We start from the raw sequence: 17,956 nt of genomic DNA on the forward strand, positions 1-17,956 counted from the left end.
GGTGATAAGATGTCGTTTAAATTTATTGAAAGATCTAAACTTTGGTTTACAATTTCTAGTGTAATAGTAATTTTAGGTATGATATCCTTAGCCACTTTAGGCTTAAACTTCGGTATAGACTTTACTGGAGGTACTAGGATACAAGCAGAATTTCCTGAAGGTACAACAAATGATCAAATTAGAACAGCCCTAAGTAACGTAAATGCAACTGATGCCCAAGGGCGGGAAGCAAACCTTGGGAACAGCTTTGTTCAAAGCTTAGATGAAGGAGCCTTTAGTATAAGGACCTTACCCCTAGATGAGGAAGAACAAGATAGAGTGGTTGAAGCCCTAGAAACTGAGTTCCCTGGCTTTACTGTTTTATCAGGCCCTGACATTGTTGGTCCTACTGTGGGAGCTGAACTTATCAAAAATGCCATTTTGGCTCTTTTAATTGCAGCGGCTTTATTAGTTGTATACATTAGCATCAGATTTGAATTCAAATTTGCTGTTTCAGCTATAGTAACACTATTATTTGATGCTTTTGTGGTCTTAACTGTATTCTCAGTAACTCAAATAGAACTAAACAGTCCCTTTGTTGCTGCAATACTAACAATAGTAGGTTACTCCATAAATGATACAATAGTTGTATTCGATAGAATTCGTGAAAATCTAAAATTTCCAGGTAAAGACCTAGCAGCGAAAGTGGATAGAGCTATCAGCCAGTCAGTGGTTAGAACTATTAACACATCACTTACAACTTTACTAGTTTTAGGTTCAATACTGTTCTTAGCTGGAGACACACTAAGACCCTTTGCTCTACCACTATTTGTGGGAGTAATAAGCGGTACCTATTCCTCAATTTTCTTAGCAGGCTCTTTCTGGCATGCTTGGAAACTAAGAGAAAGAAGCAAAAAAATAGCATAAGACTAATATCAGATTCTTTTTGCTGATTCAAAGCCCCCAGCTCCTAACAGGAGCGGGGGGCTTTTTGTAATGAAGCCCGTAACCACCTATGAAAAAACTCTTGAATGAATACCTGTAATCAACTAAAATAAACAGTAGGGATAACTTAAAAAAGGAGAAACCTAAATGCTTGATAAAAAATGGTTATGGGAAACAGTAGAAAAACAACGAATTGATGAAATCACACAAAAACACAATATCAGCCAAGTCTTAGCAGAACTGTTAATAAAGCGGGGTATTTCATGTGAAGATATACCCGCATTTTTAAACCCCACAATTAAAGATCTACACTCACCCTTTGAAATGAAGGACATGGATAGAAGTGTAGAACGAATCATAGCTGCCATAGATGCAGAAGAAAAAATACTTATTTTTGGTGACTACGATGTGGATGGAATAACAAGCACAACGGTGCTATACCTAGGCCTAAGAAAGCTTGGAGCTTTAGTAGAATACTATATACCTAACCGTAGCGAAGGATACGGATTAAACAAATCTGCCCTTGGGGAAAAAATTCAAGAAGGTATAAACTTAGTAATAACTGTGGACTGTGGAATAAGTGCCGTAGAAGAAGTTGATTTTTGTAACCAATCAAATGTTGACTGCATAATTACAGATCATCATCTACCACCTGCTGAATTACCTAAAGCATATAGTATTATTAACCCGAAACAGTCAAACTGCAACTATAAATTCAAAGAACTTGCTGGAGTAGGACTTTCCTTTAAACTGGTCACAGCATTATATGAAGAACTAGGAGTACAAGGGTGGGAAGAACTATTAGATATTGTCGCATTAGGGACTGTGGCAGACCTCGTTCCCCTTCAGGGTGAAAACAGAACCATAGTTGCCCTAGGCTTAGAAAAAATGAATAAAGGATTGAGGCTTCCCCTGGCAAGCCTAGCTGAAATAGCAGGTGTTAAGCCTCCACTGGATTCTTACCACCTAGGTTTTGCTTTTGGTCCAAGATTAAACGCTGCGGGAAGACTAGAAACACCCAAGGAAGCAATAGAGTTGATGTTATCCACAGATAAAGACAAAGCTTTAGAACTATCCACATATTTAAATGAACAAAACAGAGAAAGACAAGAAGTGGAACAAAAAATATTAGAACAATGTATTGAGATGGTTGATGAAATGAACTTATCCACATCAAAGGTGCTGGTATTAGCAAATGAAAACTGGCATCATGGGGTTATAGGTATAGTTGCATCAAGGCTTGTGGAAAAATACTATAGACCTGTCATTATGCTGTCAATAAATGATGACCAAGACCAAGCCCAAGCCACGGGTTCTTGTCGAAGTGTAGAAGGTTTTCATCTTTACGAAGCCCTCAACTACTGTGGAGACCTTTTGGTAAAATACGGTGGTCATGCCATGGCTGCTGGTCTTACTGTGGATAAAAATAAAATTTCAGAATTTACCCACAGAATTAACAAATATGCTGTTGATAACAATATTGATCAATATCTAAGTCCGAAAATCTACATTGATATGGACTTAAATCCACTGGAACTAGACTTAAACCTAATCAAAGATATCAACAGGCTAAAACCCTTTGGACAACAAAACCCAGCCCCTGTTTTTAGGGTCGGGAACTTACAGGTTGCTAAGTTTAGTCTTGTGGGTCAACAGAAAAATCATTTAAAGGTAGACTTCAAAATAGAAAACATGTGGATATCTTCAATAGGATTTAAAAAATCTGACCTTGTGGATAGAATCTTTGGAAAAAGTAAAATAAGTTTTGCTGGCTATCTAGATGAAAATACCTATAATGGCACTACAAAACTTCAACTAAGGATTATGGACTTAAAAGATGAAGAAGATGGATATTTATCATCGGACATGAAAATAATCGATTTGAGGAATAAATCAATATCTGAATACTTAACTTTGCCAAATAACTTAGATAAAAGATATATTCTTTATACAAATGGATACCATAAAAACAGGCTAGATAATTTTTATTTAAGTCAACCTAATGTTATAATAAAAGAGTATAATGAGGATTATGACATATCTGTAAAAGAGATACCAGTGCTACTACACACCCCTATAAAAGCAAGGGAGTTTTATGACTTACTTGCAAAATTTAGAAACTTAGGTGTAAAGCAAATAATAATAGGTTTTGGAACTGATGATGTTGCTTTATTACCACAAAGAGAATTTTTGGTTGCTATGTATCAGGCAATTAAAGTGCTGTCCACAAATGGCAAAAGAGCTACAAAAAGAGATATAATTTCTCAAATTGATAGTAAATTTGCTGTTGACTATTTGTTAGATAGAGGGTTAAATATATTTAGTGAGTGTAGATTATTACATTGTAATGATGATTGTTGGGAGTTAGTAGATGTAGAGGTTAAAGTAGACTATACTACAACTACCTCCTATAAAAAATACACAAAGGAACAGGATATATTTACAAAGTGGCATAATCGCGCATTAACCGCAGATATAAATGAATTACTCTCAAACCAACAAATTACAATAGAGGAGGAAGAATAATGGATTTAAAAAGTAAAATAAGAGAAATTCCAGATTTTCCAAAGGAAGGCATAGGCTTTAAAGATATCACAACACTTCTTCAAGAAGGTCCTGCATTTAAAGAGGCAATTGATAAAATGGCTGAGTTTTGTAAAGATAGACAAGTAGACGTGGTTGTTGGGCCCGAGGCTAGAGGATTTCTTATAGGAGCACCACTGGCATATAGTTTAGGTGCGGGCTTTGTACCTGTTAGGAAATCAGGTAAGCTTCCAGGGGAAGTAGTAGAGGCAACCTACGAGCTAGAATATGGAAACGATACACTGCAAATACATAAAGATGCCATAAAGCCAGGGCAAAAAGTATTGGTAGCAGATGACCTCCTAGCAACAGGTGGAACAGTTAAATCAACTGTGGATCTTGTAACAGAGCTTGGGGGAGAAATCATAGGTGTAGCCTTTTTGATTGAGTTAACCTTCTTAGATGGTAGAAAAAAATTAGAAGGTCATGAGATATTCTCACTTCTTGAATACTAAGATGATTTCTATGAATCATAAAAATTGTGGGTTACAGAACGAAACCCTTTATGTTTTTTTAACCCTAGATCGAGTTGGTGATAACTTATGGAAAATGTAATCCATGATATAGAAGTAATTAAAAGGAAAATTACCGCAAGGGATAATGAAACAGATTTAACTATTTTAGATAAAGCCTACACTTGGGCTGAAAAGGCACATAAAAATCAACTAAGGGAGTCGGGAGACTCCTTTATTGTTCATCCCTTAGGTGTTGCCAACATCCTAGTTGAACTTGAAATGGATGTTGACACAATTGCTGCTGCTATATTACATGATGTTGTTGAAGATACAGAGGTTACCTTAGAAGCTATTCAAAAGGAGTTTGGCGAGGGTATCGCCCTATTAGTGGATGGAGTTACAAAGCTTAGTCAAATCGAATTTAAATCAAAAGAAGAACAACAAGCAGAAAGCTTTAGAAAAATGTTCATGGCCATGGCAAAGGACATAAGAGTAATTATCATAAAGCTTGCTGATAGACTCCATAACATGCGTACACTAAACCACACAACAGTGGAAAAACAAAAGCGCATGGCGAAGGAAACCCTAGAAATATATGCTCCCTTAGCCCATAGAATGGGTATTTTTAAGATCAAGTGGGAATTAGAGGATTTGGCGTTCCGATATACCCTGCAGCAAGAATACTATAACTTAGCTAAGCAAATTGCCCAAAAGAGGGAAGAACGGGAAAAGTTCATAAATGATATAATTGCAGAACTTAACGAAAAAGCAGATGCTGCTTCCATAAATGCAACCATAGATGGACGACCCAAGCATTTATATAGTATATACCAGAAAATGCACAACAAAGGTAAAGAACTTAACGAGATATACGACTTAACAGCAGTTAGAATCATCGTTGAGTCTGTAAGGGAGTGTTATGGTGTCCTTGGAATAATTCATAGCTTATGGAAACCTATTCCTGGGAGGTTTAAAGATTATATAGCTATGCCCAAACCTAACATGTACCAATCATTACACACAACGGTACTATGCCCTAAGGGTAACCCCCTTGAAATTCAAATAAGAACATGGGATATGCATAAAACAGCTGAATTTGGTGTGGCTGCCCACTGGCAATACAAAGAACAAGGAAAAGCAGATAAACACCTAGATCAAAAGAGATCGTGGTTTAGACAGTTCATGGAATGGCAAAGGGAACTTAAGGATGCTCATGAGTACATGGAATCCCTTAAAATAGACTTATTTAACGAAGAGGTCTTTGTATTTACACCTAGAGGGGATGTTATCGACCTGCCATCTGGTGGAGTTCCATTAGACTTTGCCTACAGGGTACACACTGATGTAGGACATCGATTTGCAGGAGCTAAAGTTAATGGCAACATTGTCCAACTTAACTATAACTTAAAAACCGGTGATATTGTAGAAATCATGACAAAGCCCAATAAAGCTCCCAGTAGAGACTGGTTGCAGATTGTAAAAACGTCCCACGCTAAAAGTAAGATAAGAGCATGGTTCAAAAAGGAAAGCCAAGAAGAAAACATAGAAAAGGGCAAAGAATTATTAGAAAAAGAAATCAAAAAGCTACATTATGACATAACTGATGTCCTAAAAGATGATTTTATAGAAAAAATTGCCAAAAGATATAATTATAGCACTGCAAACGATGTATACAGTGCCATAGGCTTTGGTGGCTTTAGTGCTATTTCAGTGGCTAAAAAACTAATTGAAGAATTTAAGAAAACATTACCAGAGGAAGATACTAATATCTCTGAGATAAATTTACAAAACACTCCAAGGAAAACATCTACCCAAGGTGTAAGGATAAAGGGTGTGGACAACCTACTTATTAGGTTTTCTAAATGCTGTAAACCAGTGCCAGGGGATGAGATAGTTGGCTATATAACACGGGGCAGGGGCGTATCCATTCACCGTAAGGACTGCACAAATATATCCCCTGATGATGTGGATAGATTTATTGAGGTAGAATGGGATGTGGAGAAAAAGCAGAGTTATCCTGTGGAGCTAAGTATTTTTGCATGGGATCGCAAAGGCTTGTTACAGGAAGTTATGAATACTGTTTCAGAAGGAAAAGCAAACATAGTAGCTGTTTCTGGCAAAGGTAAAGATGACGGCACTGCATCCATTAGACTAACTGTGGAGATTACTGATACAAGCCACTTGGAAAAAGTCAAAGACCGCCTTCGCTCAATACAATCTGTATTTGACGTAGTAAGACATGGTAATAGGGGGGATAACAATTGAGGGCAGTACTTCAAAGGGTGAAAAACGCTTCTGTGTCCGTGGAAGGTAAGAAAATATCTGAAATACAGAAGGGATTTTTAGTATTACTAGGAGTAGGCCAAGAGGATAATGAGACTGACATAGATTATATGGTAGATAAAATCACTAATTTAAGGGTGTTTGAAGACGAAAATGAAAAAATGAACCTATCCCTTAAAGATGTTCAAGGGGAGGTTTTAGTAGTTTCCCAATTCACCCTTTTTGGTGATTGTAGGAAGGGAAGAAGACCAAGCTTTTCCTCAGCAGGTCACCCAAGTGTTGCAAAAGACCTTTACTTAGAAGTTTGTTTAAGGCTTGAAAATCAAGGTCTAAATGTAAGTAAAGGACAGTTTGCTGCCATGATGGATGTGCAACTTATCAATGATGGCCCAGTGACACTTATGATAGATAGCAAAAAAACCTTTTAAGGAGGAAATATAATGCTAAAAATAAAGACCTTAGTTGTTGGTCCAATACAAAATAACTGTTATATAATCTATGATGAATCCAAACAGGCAGTAATCATAGACCCAGGTGGAGATAGTGAAAAAATTATTGCTGCATGTGATGGTTTAGATGTTAAATATATCATTAACACCCATGGGCACCTAGACCATATTGGCGGGAACTCCAAGCTTAAAGAAGAATTTGCAGTAGCTCAACTTGTGATCCACCAAGATGATGAAAAAATGTTATATGACCCCAACCTAAATCTATCAGCTATGATGGGTGACAAAATAATATCTCCAAAGGCTGATGTTGTTGTAAAAGACCAAGATACACTAAAATTTGGTGAGCGATCAATTAAAGTAATACATACACCAGGCCATACACCTGGAGGGATACTTATACAAATAGACGACCTTTTGTTCACAGGTGATACAGTTTTTCAAGGCTCAGTGGGCAGAACTGACTTGCCTGGTGGAGACATGAAGACACTGGTAAAGTCCATTAAAAAACAATTTTTAAGCCTGTCAAACAAACTAAAAGTCTATCCAGGCCATGGTTCTAGCTCAACTGTAGGAGAAGAAAGACAAAGTAATCCATTTTTTCAATAGATCATAAAAAAAACCTTCCCAGGCAATACTATATCTGTAGCAAAAAATTACCGGGGAGGGAATTTTTTATATGGATCCTATAGAAGAAAAAATAAAAATGCTAGGTAAAGTAGATATATTTGAGTTCGAAGAAGGTTTAGAAAGTGGCCTAGATGATAAAGAACTTTCCATGAAACATGGACTATCAACATCAGAAATTGAGCATCTAAAAAGAGATTTGTGGGCTTGATACTTACAAAGCGCGCCAAGAAATTGGCGCTTTTTTAATATATGAAAACAAATTTCACAAGATATATTGCTTAGTATAACCCCACGTTTGACACTTGATGATTAAAAAAAGCCTGTAATCCCTTGAAAATAAAGGGTTTGTAGGCTTTAATTTTTGTCAAAAAAGTGAATAATGTTTTTTACTTCTTTGTATCTTTTAGAATCTTTTTCATCTTGCTTTTTGTTACAATTTGGTAGTCTGTGCGAAAGTCAAAGGCTTCATGTAAAGCATCGGTAAAATCGGTTCTAGTATATAAGGGCTCATATCCTTCTCCCTTAATTTCTTTGAAATTCATATCTCTTAATTCACTAATAATTTCATGACAGGTAAATTCCTCTTTAAGTCGCTTTTCTAGCATTCTATAGATGACTAAAGATATAAAGCATGTGCTGAAATGTGCTTCAATACGGTCATCTTTTTTTAAGAATACAGGTCTTGCTTTGAATTCACTTTTCATAATCCTAAAGCATTCCTCGATTTCCCATCTCCTGTGATTTACCTTAATTATTTCAGGTACATCATCCTCAAGATTTGTACAAACTCCATAAAAACCATCAAAAGCTTCTTCTTTTTGGATGATAGCTTGATCAATGCTGTATATTTCTTTCTTTGCAATTTCACCATCAGGAGTATAGCTCGTTTTATGAATAAATCTTTTGTAATCGTTAGCATTACATTTCTTGATTTTTGTCGGGTTTGTATCTATAGTCTTTTGAGCACGTTCTATTTGTGAGTTGCGGATTTTGCGCTGATAATCCCTGTATTTGATCGAATAAGTTACAATCAATCTTTGTTCAAAGCCATTTTCTTTGATCCAACGTTCTTTGAAATAGACCTTTGCACTTATTTTTGCTTTATCTTCAGGAGTAGCCTTATCTATCATTTCATCGAGTTCAGAAATATCATAGTTTTTTTTGCTGCCTGGAAGTTTCCAGCCATCAGGATCAAGAGCCCATTTCTTCAGGTGTGCTTTTAATTTTTTAATAGATTGTGTGGTAATAAAAGCTCGACCATCCTTGTCGTTAAACTTTCGATTAGCTTCTGAAGCCAACCCAGCATCTGTGCACACGATAAATTTAGAAAGCTCAAAATCAGAAACGATTTTCTTTTCCAATGGTTTTAGAGTCAGTTGCTCATTCATATTCCCCCTGTTAATGCTAAAAGCCAGAGGAATGCCATCCCCGTCCATGAATAGCCCCATTTGGACTATCGGGTTTGGTCTGTGTTCTTTTGACGGACCATACTGCTTTATACCATCTCCCTGCTCTATTTCAAAAAAGTAATTGGTGCAATCATAGTAAAGAACGCCGGTATTTCTTTTGGAGACCTTCAAGCTATTTTTGTACAAGGAGGACTGGATAAAGTCTGTCTCCTTAGCAAGAATTTCAAGAGCTCTGTATATTTGATGCAAATCATATTTGGGTTGTTCTATAAACTTTTTAGAAAGCTCATATGTAGCAAGTTTTGAAGAAGGGAAGATAATTCTACCGTAAATAAGCCTGGAAAGAATCGAGTCTAAATCAAAATCAAACTTATATTTTTGTGATATTTCCATACAAATCTTGTGTAGCCCAAGATCATGATATATTTTTTGCAGGAATAGGTAACCGCCGTTAAACAAGCGTGGTTCACCTTTATCAATAAGTTTTGAGGGGGAGTACTTTACAAGAACTTCCCTTTTTTCTTCCTTTTCTTTTTTGTTAAGTTCTTCTACGTAATTTTTTGCCCATTCTATGGGATCTTGGTCGATTAATTTTTTTTCTAAATCAGCAACGGTACCGAGCTTTTCAACAACTTTAGAAGAGCGCTTTCCATTTTCGTAAATAGACTTAACCACATATAAAGATGCGGCATTTTTTGAACTAACAATTTGTAGTCTCATTTTTTTACACCACCCTTACAAACAACTACTTATATCATAACACATTGTTAAACATTGTGCACTAAAAATATGTAAAGTTTGACAAAAAAATAAGCCTATATTAAGGCTTACAAGAACTTTTCATCTATTCAACTGTCAAAGACCCGGGTTTAGAAAGTGGCCTAGATGATAAAGAACTTTCCATGAAACATGGACTATCAACATCAGAAATTGAGCATCTAAAAAGAGATTTGTGGGCTTGATACTTACAAAGCGCGCCAAGAAATGATATGCTCCCCTTGTGGTAGACAGTTAAAATAATAAAAACTGTTTACAACAAGGAGGAGTATTTTTTATGGGTCGGAAAAGTAAATTCTCACCAGAAGAAAAGTTAGAGTATGTTCTTATGTGTATAGAAGGAAAAAATTCAGTTAGCCATGCAGCTAAGTTAATCGGTGTCAGTAAAGATACCATGAGGAGATGGGTCAGTAATTATATGTCGTTGGGTGTTGATGGGTTGACTACTAGTGCAAAGAATACTAGCCATTCTTCAAATGCAAAGGAATTAGCGATAAAGGAATACCTTTCTGGTAAGGGTTCTTTGCATGATATATGTTTTCAATATGGAATACGCTCTACAGGGATACTTCATACATGGGTTATGAAGTATAATAGTCATGAGAAATTAAAATCTTCTGGTACTGGAGGAGTATCTATCATGACTAAAGGAAGAAAGACCCATTTTGATGAAAGAGTAGAAATAGTAAAGTACTGTATTGAGAATAAATGCAACTATGTTGAAACAGCACAGAAGTTTAATGTATCTTACCAGCAGGTTAATTCATGGACTAATAAATACCTAAAAAAAGGTATAGAAGCCCTTCAAGACAAGCGAGGCAAAAGAAAGTCAGAAGATGACATGTCTGAAATGGACAAACTTAAAGCCCAAAACAAACTACTTGAAGCTGAAATTCGCCAGAAGCAAATGGAGATAGATTTTTTAAAAAAGTTGAAAGAAATAGAAAGGGGGCGGTTTTAAGCCAAGTAAGATATGAGACGATCTATCTTACGATACAGGAACTTAAAAAGACTAAAGGTTATTCAATCACAAAACTCTGTGTTTTTGCGAAGGTTCAACGTTCCTCATATTACAAATGGTTAAACAGAGAAGCAAGTACTAATGAACAATTTAACAAAACTTTAATACCATTAATCAGAGATGCATATGAAGAGAGAGGCGGTATACTTGGGTATCGTCAGATGACAATCAAGTTAAACAGAGAGCAAGAATTCCATGTAAACCATAAGAGAATCTACAGACTGATGAAAATACTAGGTTTAAAATCTGTATGCCGTAGAAAGAGAAAGAACTACATCAAATCCACACCAGAAATAACTGCAAAAAACGTACTAAGCAGGAACTTTAATGCAAATGGATTTGGGGAGAAATGGCTTACTGATGTAACAGAGATGAAATATGGAATCAGTGGAAAAGCCTATCTAAGTGCCATACTTGACCTCGGAGATAAGAGCATAGTGTCCTTTGTCTTGGGTCATTCAAATAACAATGCACTGGTATTTAGAACGTTTGACATTGCCCATGAGCAGCACCCTGATGCAAAGCCAATTTTCCACAGTGATAGGGGATTTCAATACACCTCAAAAATGTTCAAAAACAAGTTGGATAATGCGGGTATGACACAGAGTATGTCTAGAATCTCCCGTTGTATAGATAACGGCCCTATGGAGGCATTTTTTGGTACCCTTAAGTCAGAAATGTACTATCTCAACAAATTCAGCTCATATCAGGAATTGGAATCTGCTGTCATTGAATACATAGAGTATTACAATAATCATCGTTATCAGAAGAGGCTTGAATGTATGACTCCAATGGAGTATAGGCAACACCTTTTAAGTAAGGTAGCATAAGCTTTTATGCCGCGAAAGCCTGTTTATATGGGGTGTACCCTCTGGTAAAATGTGTGTGGCGGAAGCCAAATATTTGTCAAGTATCAACTTCCGCCCAAGAATGGGAGTCCAGAGGGTACAGGGGCCCCCATGTCAACAGGACCGTGGAATAAATGCGGGTAAAATAAATAAAACCTTCAAAAAAATAACGCCAATCAAATTAATGATTGACGGCATAGTATTTTTTGTTTTTTCTACTGTCTACTTGACAGGGGCATGTTCAGAAATTGGCGCTTTTTTAATATATGAAAACAAATTTCACAAGATATATTGCTTAGTATAACGAAGTAATATATTATAGAATATATATTCTGTTTTTCCTTGGAGGGGTTTAGTTGAAAAAGTTGGGGGACTATTTTAACGGTAATAAATTTATGGATATTTTGTTGGAATGTACTGCGGTGTATGTTCTCTTAACACTTTTTGAGTACAATACTAGCAATTTTAGTAAAATAATATTCAGTATGATAATCATAGGAATATTAAATACCATAATAAACAATAAAAATAATAAATTTGAAAAAGAGAAAAGACACCAAGAGAATAGCAAAAAGATACTGGAAAGTATTATCGAACTGAATGACACTTTATTAAAAGTCGAAAAGACAGAAGAACTATTCCAGTTAATTATGGAAAGTGCTGTGGGGATTATTGAAAATGCCCAGATGGGTAGTCTTATGATACTAGATCAAAAAACTCAAAAGTTAGAATACAAGGCTGCTGTGGGTTTTGAGATGAGTACATTAAAGCAGATAAACTTAAAGCTTGAGGACACGTTTCTCTGGCGGAGTAACAATGGTAATATAACAAACGCCTGTATTGTAAATGATGTGGAAGTATTTAATCAGGTTGTCATAGATAAAAAGACTTTCAACAAAATGAAGGATACTGATTTTCATAGTACCATGTCTGCTATAAGTGCTCCTATAATCATAAACGAAGTACTATATGGTATGATCAATGTGGACAATACTAGCTTAGAGGTTTTTAATGAGTCTGATTTATTATTACTGGAATTTTTCGCTTCCCAGGTAGGAGCCGTGATTCAAAGACATCAATTGCTAGAAAAAATGTTATTTTTATCCCAGTATGATAGTTTGACAAATGTATATAACCGTAGCTACTTTGAAGAAGTCTTTTTGAAAACATGTAAAAAGCTAACCCCTGAGAGAGACCATTTCTCACTGGTTTTATTCGACTTAGATAACCTTAAAACAACAAACGATACATATGGGCACTATGTTGGGGATTTATTATTAAAAGAATTTGCTGATAGACTTGAAAGAACGTGCTCCCCAGACCTGTTTGCTCGCTATGGGGGAGATGAGTTTATCGCTGTTTTCTTTAATAAGGATGAAGGTACCGTTGGGGCTAAGCTTCAGGATATTATAAAAAGCTTTGCAAACTCACCCCTTAAATATAAAGAACACCACCTACCAGTTAAATTTAGTTACGGTATATCTTCTTACCCAAAAAACTCAACGGATCTAAAAAAGCTCATTTCGAAGGCAGATAAGAGAATGTATGTCTCTAAAAACAACAGAAAATCAAAAGAAGGCTCAAGTTTCTGAGCCTTCTAGTTTTTTATCAATAAAGTCAGTGCAATTTGCAATTTGACTATCCATTAAGTAAACTTAAGTTATAATACTAAGTATGAGGTGTTTTATTATGCGAATAAATTGTAATGTAAATCCCCAGTATATTAAGTATATCGATGAGTTAATTCTCTTAGTTACGTCTAGGGAAGAGTTAACATTTAATGAAAACTGGGCTGAGATGAATATAGAAATCATTGATGAAGGATTAAAATCTGTTACTTGTTATGTTGAGCATGAAGGTAAAAAATATGTAATTGAAGAAAAGAACGATGAACTAAAGCTTTTGCTCAAACGTGGGGTTTTTAAAGGTATTAGTCAAGCTTTAGGACAGCAAATCAGTCCTTGGGGTATTCTGACAGGTGTGCGTCCAACTAAAGTTATCCAAGGCTTTATAGATGACGGGCTAACTAAGGCCGAAATAATTGGCCAATTAAAGGATAATTACTTAGTAGACCAAGAAAAGATAGATATTATGTATAAAATAAGGAATGAACAAGACATAGTAAACAAAAAAAATGAAAATAAATTACACATATACATAGGCATACCTTTTTGTCCAACAAGATGCAGCTACTGTTCATTTACTTCCTATACAATTGAAAAAAGTAAGTCCATGATAGAGCCTTATGTAGAAGGGCTTTTGAAAGAAATAAAACTATGGGGAGACCTAATAAAAAAATATAATTTAGAGATTGCTTCGTTATATATAGGAGGGGGTACACCTAGCAGCCTGAGCCCAAGTCAAATGGAAAGTGTATTGAAATCTATTAAGGAATCTATTGATATAGAAGGTTTGCTAGAATACACCTTTGAAGGTGGTAGACCAGACACCCTTACTATTGAAAAACTTGAGCTAATAAAGAAATATGGTGTCACAAGGCTAAGCATAAATCCACAAACTATGTCTGATGAAACCCTTAAGGCAATTGGTCGAACCCATACAAAGGATGAGTTTGTTAGTATATATAAAACTGCAAAAGAGATGGGTTTTGAATGGATAAACACGGACTTAATAATAGGATTAAACCATGAAACCATGGCTGACTATAAGGGATCACTAGAGCAAATAGTAAAGCTAAACCCTGAAAATATAACAATACATGCATTGGCATTAAAAAGAGCAGCTCTTCAAAAGGCAAAATCTAAGCTAGATTATCTTGAAGCAAAAAAAATAATGGACTTTACCTATGAAATCATGCAAAAGAATAACTATATACCTTACTATCTTTATAGACAAAAATCCATGGCAGGAAACCAAGAAAATGTTGGCTTCTCAAAAAAAGGCTACATAAGTCCATACAATATAATAAGCATAGAAGAAACACAATCGGTGATAGCAATGGGTTGTGGTGGAATATCAAAAATTATAAATGAAGATGAAATAATCCGCTATTCAAACCCAAAAGACCCCAACCAATACCTAGAAAAACTAAAAGGAAACGACCAACTTAAAGAAATAGCAAAACAGATACTAACTTAGTTAACCAATGGACACCAAATCTCCCATGAATATACACTAATAAAGATATTTTACCACTACCTAACACTAAATTAAAAGCAAACTTAAATAAATACATACAAATCAAGGTTTCAGAATCTCGTACGCTTTTTATAAGCACTTTTGTGAAAAGTAGTGGTAATAAAATATGTTTGCACTTAGACCAAATATAGTGTAATATCTTGACACAATGTGGTAAATACTATAAAATAAGTTCAAATATATTTAAAGCGTTGAAAGGGAAGAGTAAAAAGCACTTACTGTACAGAGAAAAACCCCTAGGTTGAAAGGGTTTTCAGAAAAAGACTTTTGAAAGATAGCCCCAGAGTATTGCCAAGCCAAGCCAAGGTTTGAAGGTGAAGCAGTCGGTTTAATACCGTTAACATTAACCTAAAGAGGCTATTAGCATTAGCTGTAGCAACTAGGGTGGTACCGCGGATATAAATCCGTCCCTTAAAGTAGTGCGTGTTTGCATTACTTAAGGGACGGATTTTTTTGATATTAGCTACTGTTGAAAAGCCTCAATCTACTTCGTTGCTTCACCATCTTGGCATCCTCACGTATTTCAATACGCTCCGGTGACCAAGCTGTCTCGAGCCTAGTATCTCAAGACTTTTAAACAGTCGAAGACGGTTAACTAAAAGCTATAAACTAATAGCTAACAACTAACTGCTCTAACAAAACTAACTCACAAAAACATAAAAGGAGTCGATCAAAATGGAAAGAACACATTATTGTGGAAACGTAACTGAAGAGTTTATTGGCCAAAAAGTAAGTATTAAAGGATGGGTAGCTAAACGACGTGACCTGGGAAGCCTAATATTTTTGGACCTAAGGGACAGAGAAGGAATAGTGCAATGTGTAATAAACAACGATAACCCAGAGGCATTTCAAGTAGGAGAGAAAATTAGGGGAGAATATGTCGTAGAAGTTGTAGGGGAAGTAGTGGAAAGAAGTTCTGCAAATCCTAACATCAAAACAGGAAAAATAGAGATCATCGTTGAAAAAATTAACATTCTAAACACCGCAAACACAACTCCATTTTATATAACTGATGAGTCAGATGTAGACCCTAACCTAAGGTTGAAACATCGTTACCTAGACCTAAGAAGGCCGAAGATGCTCAACAACCTCATGGTCAGAAGTAAAACCGCTAAAGTTATGAGGGACTACCTAGACAACCATGGCTTTGTTGAAGTAGAAACACCTATCCTAACTAAAAGTACTCCAGAGGGTGCTAGGGATTATGTTGTACCAAGTCGTATTTCCCCAGGTTCTTTTTATGCCCTACCTCAATCCCCACAATTATTTAAACAATTACTTATGGTATCTGGTTTAGACAGGTACTATCAAATAGCTCGCTGTTTCAGGGATGAAGACCTAAGGGCTGATAGACAACCTGAATTTACTCAGGTCGATATTGAGGTATCTTTCCCTTCAAGGGATAGCTTCTTCACCTTAATGGAAGGATTAGTGAAAGATGTCTTTAGTAAAGTAAAAGGTGTGGAAATTCAAACACCATTTAAACACATGGACTATCAAGAGGCCATGAACAAATACGGTTCTGACAAACCAGATACACGTTTTGGTTTAGAGATAAACGACATATCAGAAATAGTTAAAGGTTCAGAATTCAAGGTATTTGCTTCACCCCTATCATCAGGAGGTACAGTTCGAGCAATAAAAGCATCAAGCACAGAAGGATTTAGCCGTAAGGAAATAGATGAGTTAACAGATTTCGTAAAAAGGTATGGTGCCAAAGGACTAGCTTGGATTGCAATAAAGGGTGGAGAAGTAAAGTCTCCAATAGCTAAATTCCTATCAGAAGAAGAGCTACAAGGAATTATAACCCAAATGGAAGCAACAGATGGAGATACTATTCTAATAGTTGCAGATACCATTAAAGTAACCTTACAATCCCTAGGGGCGTTGAGAATACACATAGCTAAAAAGCTAAATCTGATTGACAACAAATTAATGAAGTTCCTATGGGTGGTAAACTTCCCAATGTTTGATTACGATGAAGAAGAAGATAGATATGTTGCTGCACATCATCCATTTACATCACCATTGGCAGAAGATGTCCACCTATTGGACACAGACCCTACAAAAGTAAGGGCAAATGCGTATGACATGGTATATAACGGACAAGAGATAGCTGGAGGAAGTATAAGGATTCATGAAGATGAAATTCAAAAGAAAGTATTCAAAGCCATAGGTCTAACTGAAGAAATGGCACAAGAGAAATTCGGTTTCTTACTTGAAGGCTTAAGCTTTGGAGCTCCCCCCCATGGAGGAATTGCCTTCGGTTTTGATAGACTAATAATGGAAATGGTAGACACAGAAAATATAAGGGACGTAATAGCATTTCCGAAAACAACAAGCGCATCAGACCTAATGACCCAGGCACCATCAACAATAGATGAAAAACAACTGGAAGAATTGAAGATAGAGACGGTAAAGTAGGATTTAGGAGTTAGGAGTTAGGAGTTAGGGGTTAGGGTGAGTAATAAGAAATAAGCAACGAACCAACTAATTAACTCACCAACTCACCACTAACTAAAGTAATTCTTGCTTTTTGCCAGCATTTGGTGTAAAATATATAAGGGTTAATATCTAAGGCTCTTTTCGTAGGATAACATTATGAATCTCTTGTACTCGTAAAGCCCTAAGTCCAAAGCCGAAGTTAATCCAACAATTATAAGGAGGGTTTTCCGATGTACAATGACAAAAACCTAGCATGTAAAGATTGCCAAGCAGAATTTGTTTTCTCAGCTTCAGAACAACAGTTTTATGCAGAAAAAGGTTTCGAAAATGAGCCAGCACGCTGCCCACAATGTAGAGCAGAGAAAAAAGCTCAAAGAAACAACAGAAACTCTAGACCACAAAACAACAGCAGAGGTCAAAGAGAATTATTTGACGTAGTTTGTTCAGAGTGTGGAACAGATACAAAAGTTCCATTTAGACCAACTGGTGACAAACCAGTTTACTGTAGAGACTGCTTCAACAAGTAAATATTAAACTAAAGTAGGCCATTGGCCTACTTTTTTTTATGTCTCTATTTTGTTGTAAAAATTAAAAGACGCCCTAAGCGCCTTTTAAACAAAACTTGTTTTAATCTTTTTCATTAAGTCATGTACAATATTTGATCCCCTAGAAATAATCAAACCAGTAATGAAAAAATCCAAAACTGGGACACTAGTATGTATTTCTAAAACCTTTAAAATACCAGTATTTGTTGTGAAACAAACCACTAGACCTAAGATTATGGAGACAAACTGAGTCCTAGAACCCCTTATAAAAGGAATAGAAGATTTAATAATTTCAGTTGTTAACTCAACCAATAGGGACAATATCAACACTGTGGATATGGTTTCCACAAAACCACCACCTTCTAATATTTTCCCTATATCTTTATTCTAGTAGCATAACAAATATGACATATCAAAGATTATCCCAA

General features: G+C 35.9%; 15 protein-coding genes and 1 other annotated feature. Of the genes, 13 read left to right on the forward strand and 2 right to left on the reverse strand.

The features are described 5' to 3' along the window. Window positions 1–9: 9 nt before the first annotated feature. The 7 genes from secF to HYG86_RS13740 all read left to right on the forward strand — a co-directional run bounded on the left by secF (window position 10) and on the right by HYG86_RS13740 (window position 7,532). Window positions 10–906 (forward strand): protein translocase subunit SecF, encoded by an 897-nt coding sequence (gene secF / locus HYG86_RS13710; RefSeq protein WP_213166152.1) that lies wholly within the window; start codon window positions 10–12, stop codon window positions 904–906. Window positions 907–1,071: 165 nt separating this feature from the next. Then, window positions 1,072–3,450, forward strand: a complete 2,379-nt coding sequence (recJ, locus tag HYG86_RS13715; RefSeq protein ID WP_213166153.1) for a single-stranded-DNA-specific exonuclease RecJ — start codon at window positions 1,072–1,074, stop codon at window positions 3,448–3,450. Then, complete coding sequence (locus HYG86_RS13720; RefSeq protein ID WP_213166154.1) at window positions 3,450–3,962, forward strand: adenine phosphoribosyltransferase; 513 nt, start codon at window positions 3,450–3,452, stop codon at window positions 3,960–3,962. Before recJ ends, HYG86_RS13720 begins: the two co-directional genes overlap by 1 nt. Window positions 3,963–4,049: 87 nt before the next feature. After that, on the forward strand, window positions 4,050–6,227 hold the full coding sequence (locus tag HYG86_RS13725) for a RelA/SpoT family protein (RefSeq protein WP_213166155.1): 2,178 nt from the start codon (window positions 4,050–4,052) through the stop codon (window positions 6,225–6,227). Beyond that, window positions 6,224–6,673, forward strand: a complete 450-nt coding sequence (gene dtd, locus HYG86_RS13730; RefSeq protein WP_213166156.1) for a D-aminoacyl-tRNA deacylase — start codon at window positions 6,224–6,226, stop codon at window positions 6,671–6,673. Before HYG86_RS13725 ends, dtd begins: the two co-directional genes overlap by 4 nt. A 12-nt stretch (window positions 6,674–6,685) precedes the next feature. Then, a complete protein-coding gene (locus tag HYG86_RS13735) occupies window positions 6,686–7,303 on the forward strand; it encodes an MBL fold metallo-hydrolase (RefSeq protein WP_213166157.1) in 618 nt (205 codons plus the stop codon). Between the two features lie 70 nt (window positions 7,304–7,373). Beyond that, window positions 7,374–7,532 (forward strand): hypothetical protein, encoded by a 159-nt coding sequence (locus HYG86_RS13740; protein WP_213166158.1) that lies wholly within the window; start codon window positions 7,374–7,376, stop codon window positions 7,530–7,532. Between the two features lie 178 nt (window positions 7,533–7,710). Here the strand turns inward: HYG86_RS13740 and HYG86_RS13745 are convergent, their stop codons facing one another. Beyond that, complete coding sequence (locus HYG86_RS13745; RefSeq protein ID WP_213165411.1) at window positions 7,711–9,453, reverse strand: IS1634 family transposase; 1,743 nt, start codon at window positions 9,451–9,453, stop codon at window positions 7,711–7,713. Window positions 9,454–9,787: 334 nt separating this feature from the next. On the opposite strand from HYG86_RS13745, the gene HYG86_RS13750 reads away from it, so the two are divergent. The 6 genes from HYG86_RS13750 to HYG86_RS13775 all read left to right on the forward strand — a co-directional run bounded on the left by HYG86_RS13750 (window position 9,788) and on the right by HYG86_RS13775 (window position 17,510). After that, entirely contained in the window at window positions 9,788–10,471 is a 684-nt protein-coding gene (locus HYG86_RS13750) for a helix-turn-helix domain-containing protein (RefSeq protein ID WP_213165510.1), read from the forward strand. A gap of 20 nt (window positions 10,472–10,491) precedes the next feature. Next, window positions 10,492–11,361: an IS3 family transposase gene (locus HYG86_RS13755; protein ID WP_246451953.1), complete on the forward strand. Its 870-nt coding sequence runs from the start codon at window positions 10,492–10,494 to the stop codon at window positions 11,359–11,361. Window positions 11,362–11,735: 374 nt separating this feature from the next. Further along, window positions 11,736–12,971 (forward strand): sensor domain-containing diguanylate cyclase, encoded by a 1,236-nt coding sequence (locus HYG86_RS13760; RefSeq protein ID WP_213166159.1) that lies wholly within the window; start codon window positions 11,736–11,738, stop codon window positions 12,969–12,971. Window positions 12,972–13,068: 97 nt separating this feature from the next. Then, a complete protein-coding gene (gene hemZ, locus HYG86_RS13765) occupies window positions 13,069–14,478 on the forward strand; it encodes a coproporphyrinogen dehydrogenase HemZ (protein ID WP_213166160.1) in 1,410 nt (469 codons plus the stop codon). Between the two features lie 242 nt (window positions 14,479–14,720). Beyond that, window positions 14,721–14,953 (forward strand) — a binding site (T-box leader). Between the two features lie 260 nt (window positions 14,954–15,213). Beyond that, complete coding sequence (aspS, locus tag HYG86_RS13770; protein ID WP_213166161.1) at window positions 15,214–16,962, forward strand: aspartate--tRNA ligase; 1,749 nt, start codon at window positions 15,214–15,216, stop codon at window positions 16,960–16,962. Between the two features lie 251 nt (window positions 16,963–17,213). Further along, on the forward strand, window positions 17,214–17,510 hold the full coding sequence (locus tag HYG86_RS13775; protein ID WP_213166162.1) for a zinc-ribbon domain containing protein: 297 nt from the start codon (window positions 17,214–17,216) through the stop codon (window positions 17,508–17,510). Window positions 17,511–17,594: 84 nt separating this feature from the next. Here the strand turns inward: HYG86_RS13775 and HYG86_RS13780 are convergent, their stop codons facing one another. Beyond that, a complete protein-coding gene (locus tag HYG86_RS13780) occupies window positions 17,595–17,876 on the reverse strand; it encodes a hypothetical protein (protein ID WP_213166163.1) in 282 nt (93 codons plus the stop codon). Window positions 17,877–17,956 lie beyond the last annotated feature (80 nt).

This window comes from Alkalicella caledoniensis, assembly GCF_014467015.1.
GTDB lineage: Bacteria > Bacillota > Proteinivoracia > Proteinivoracales > Proteinivoracaceae > Alkalicella > Alkalicella caledoniensis.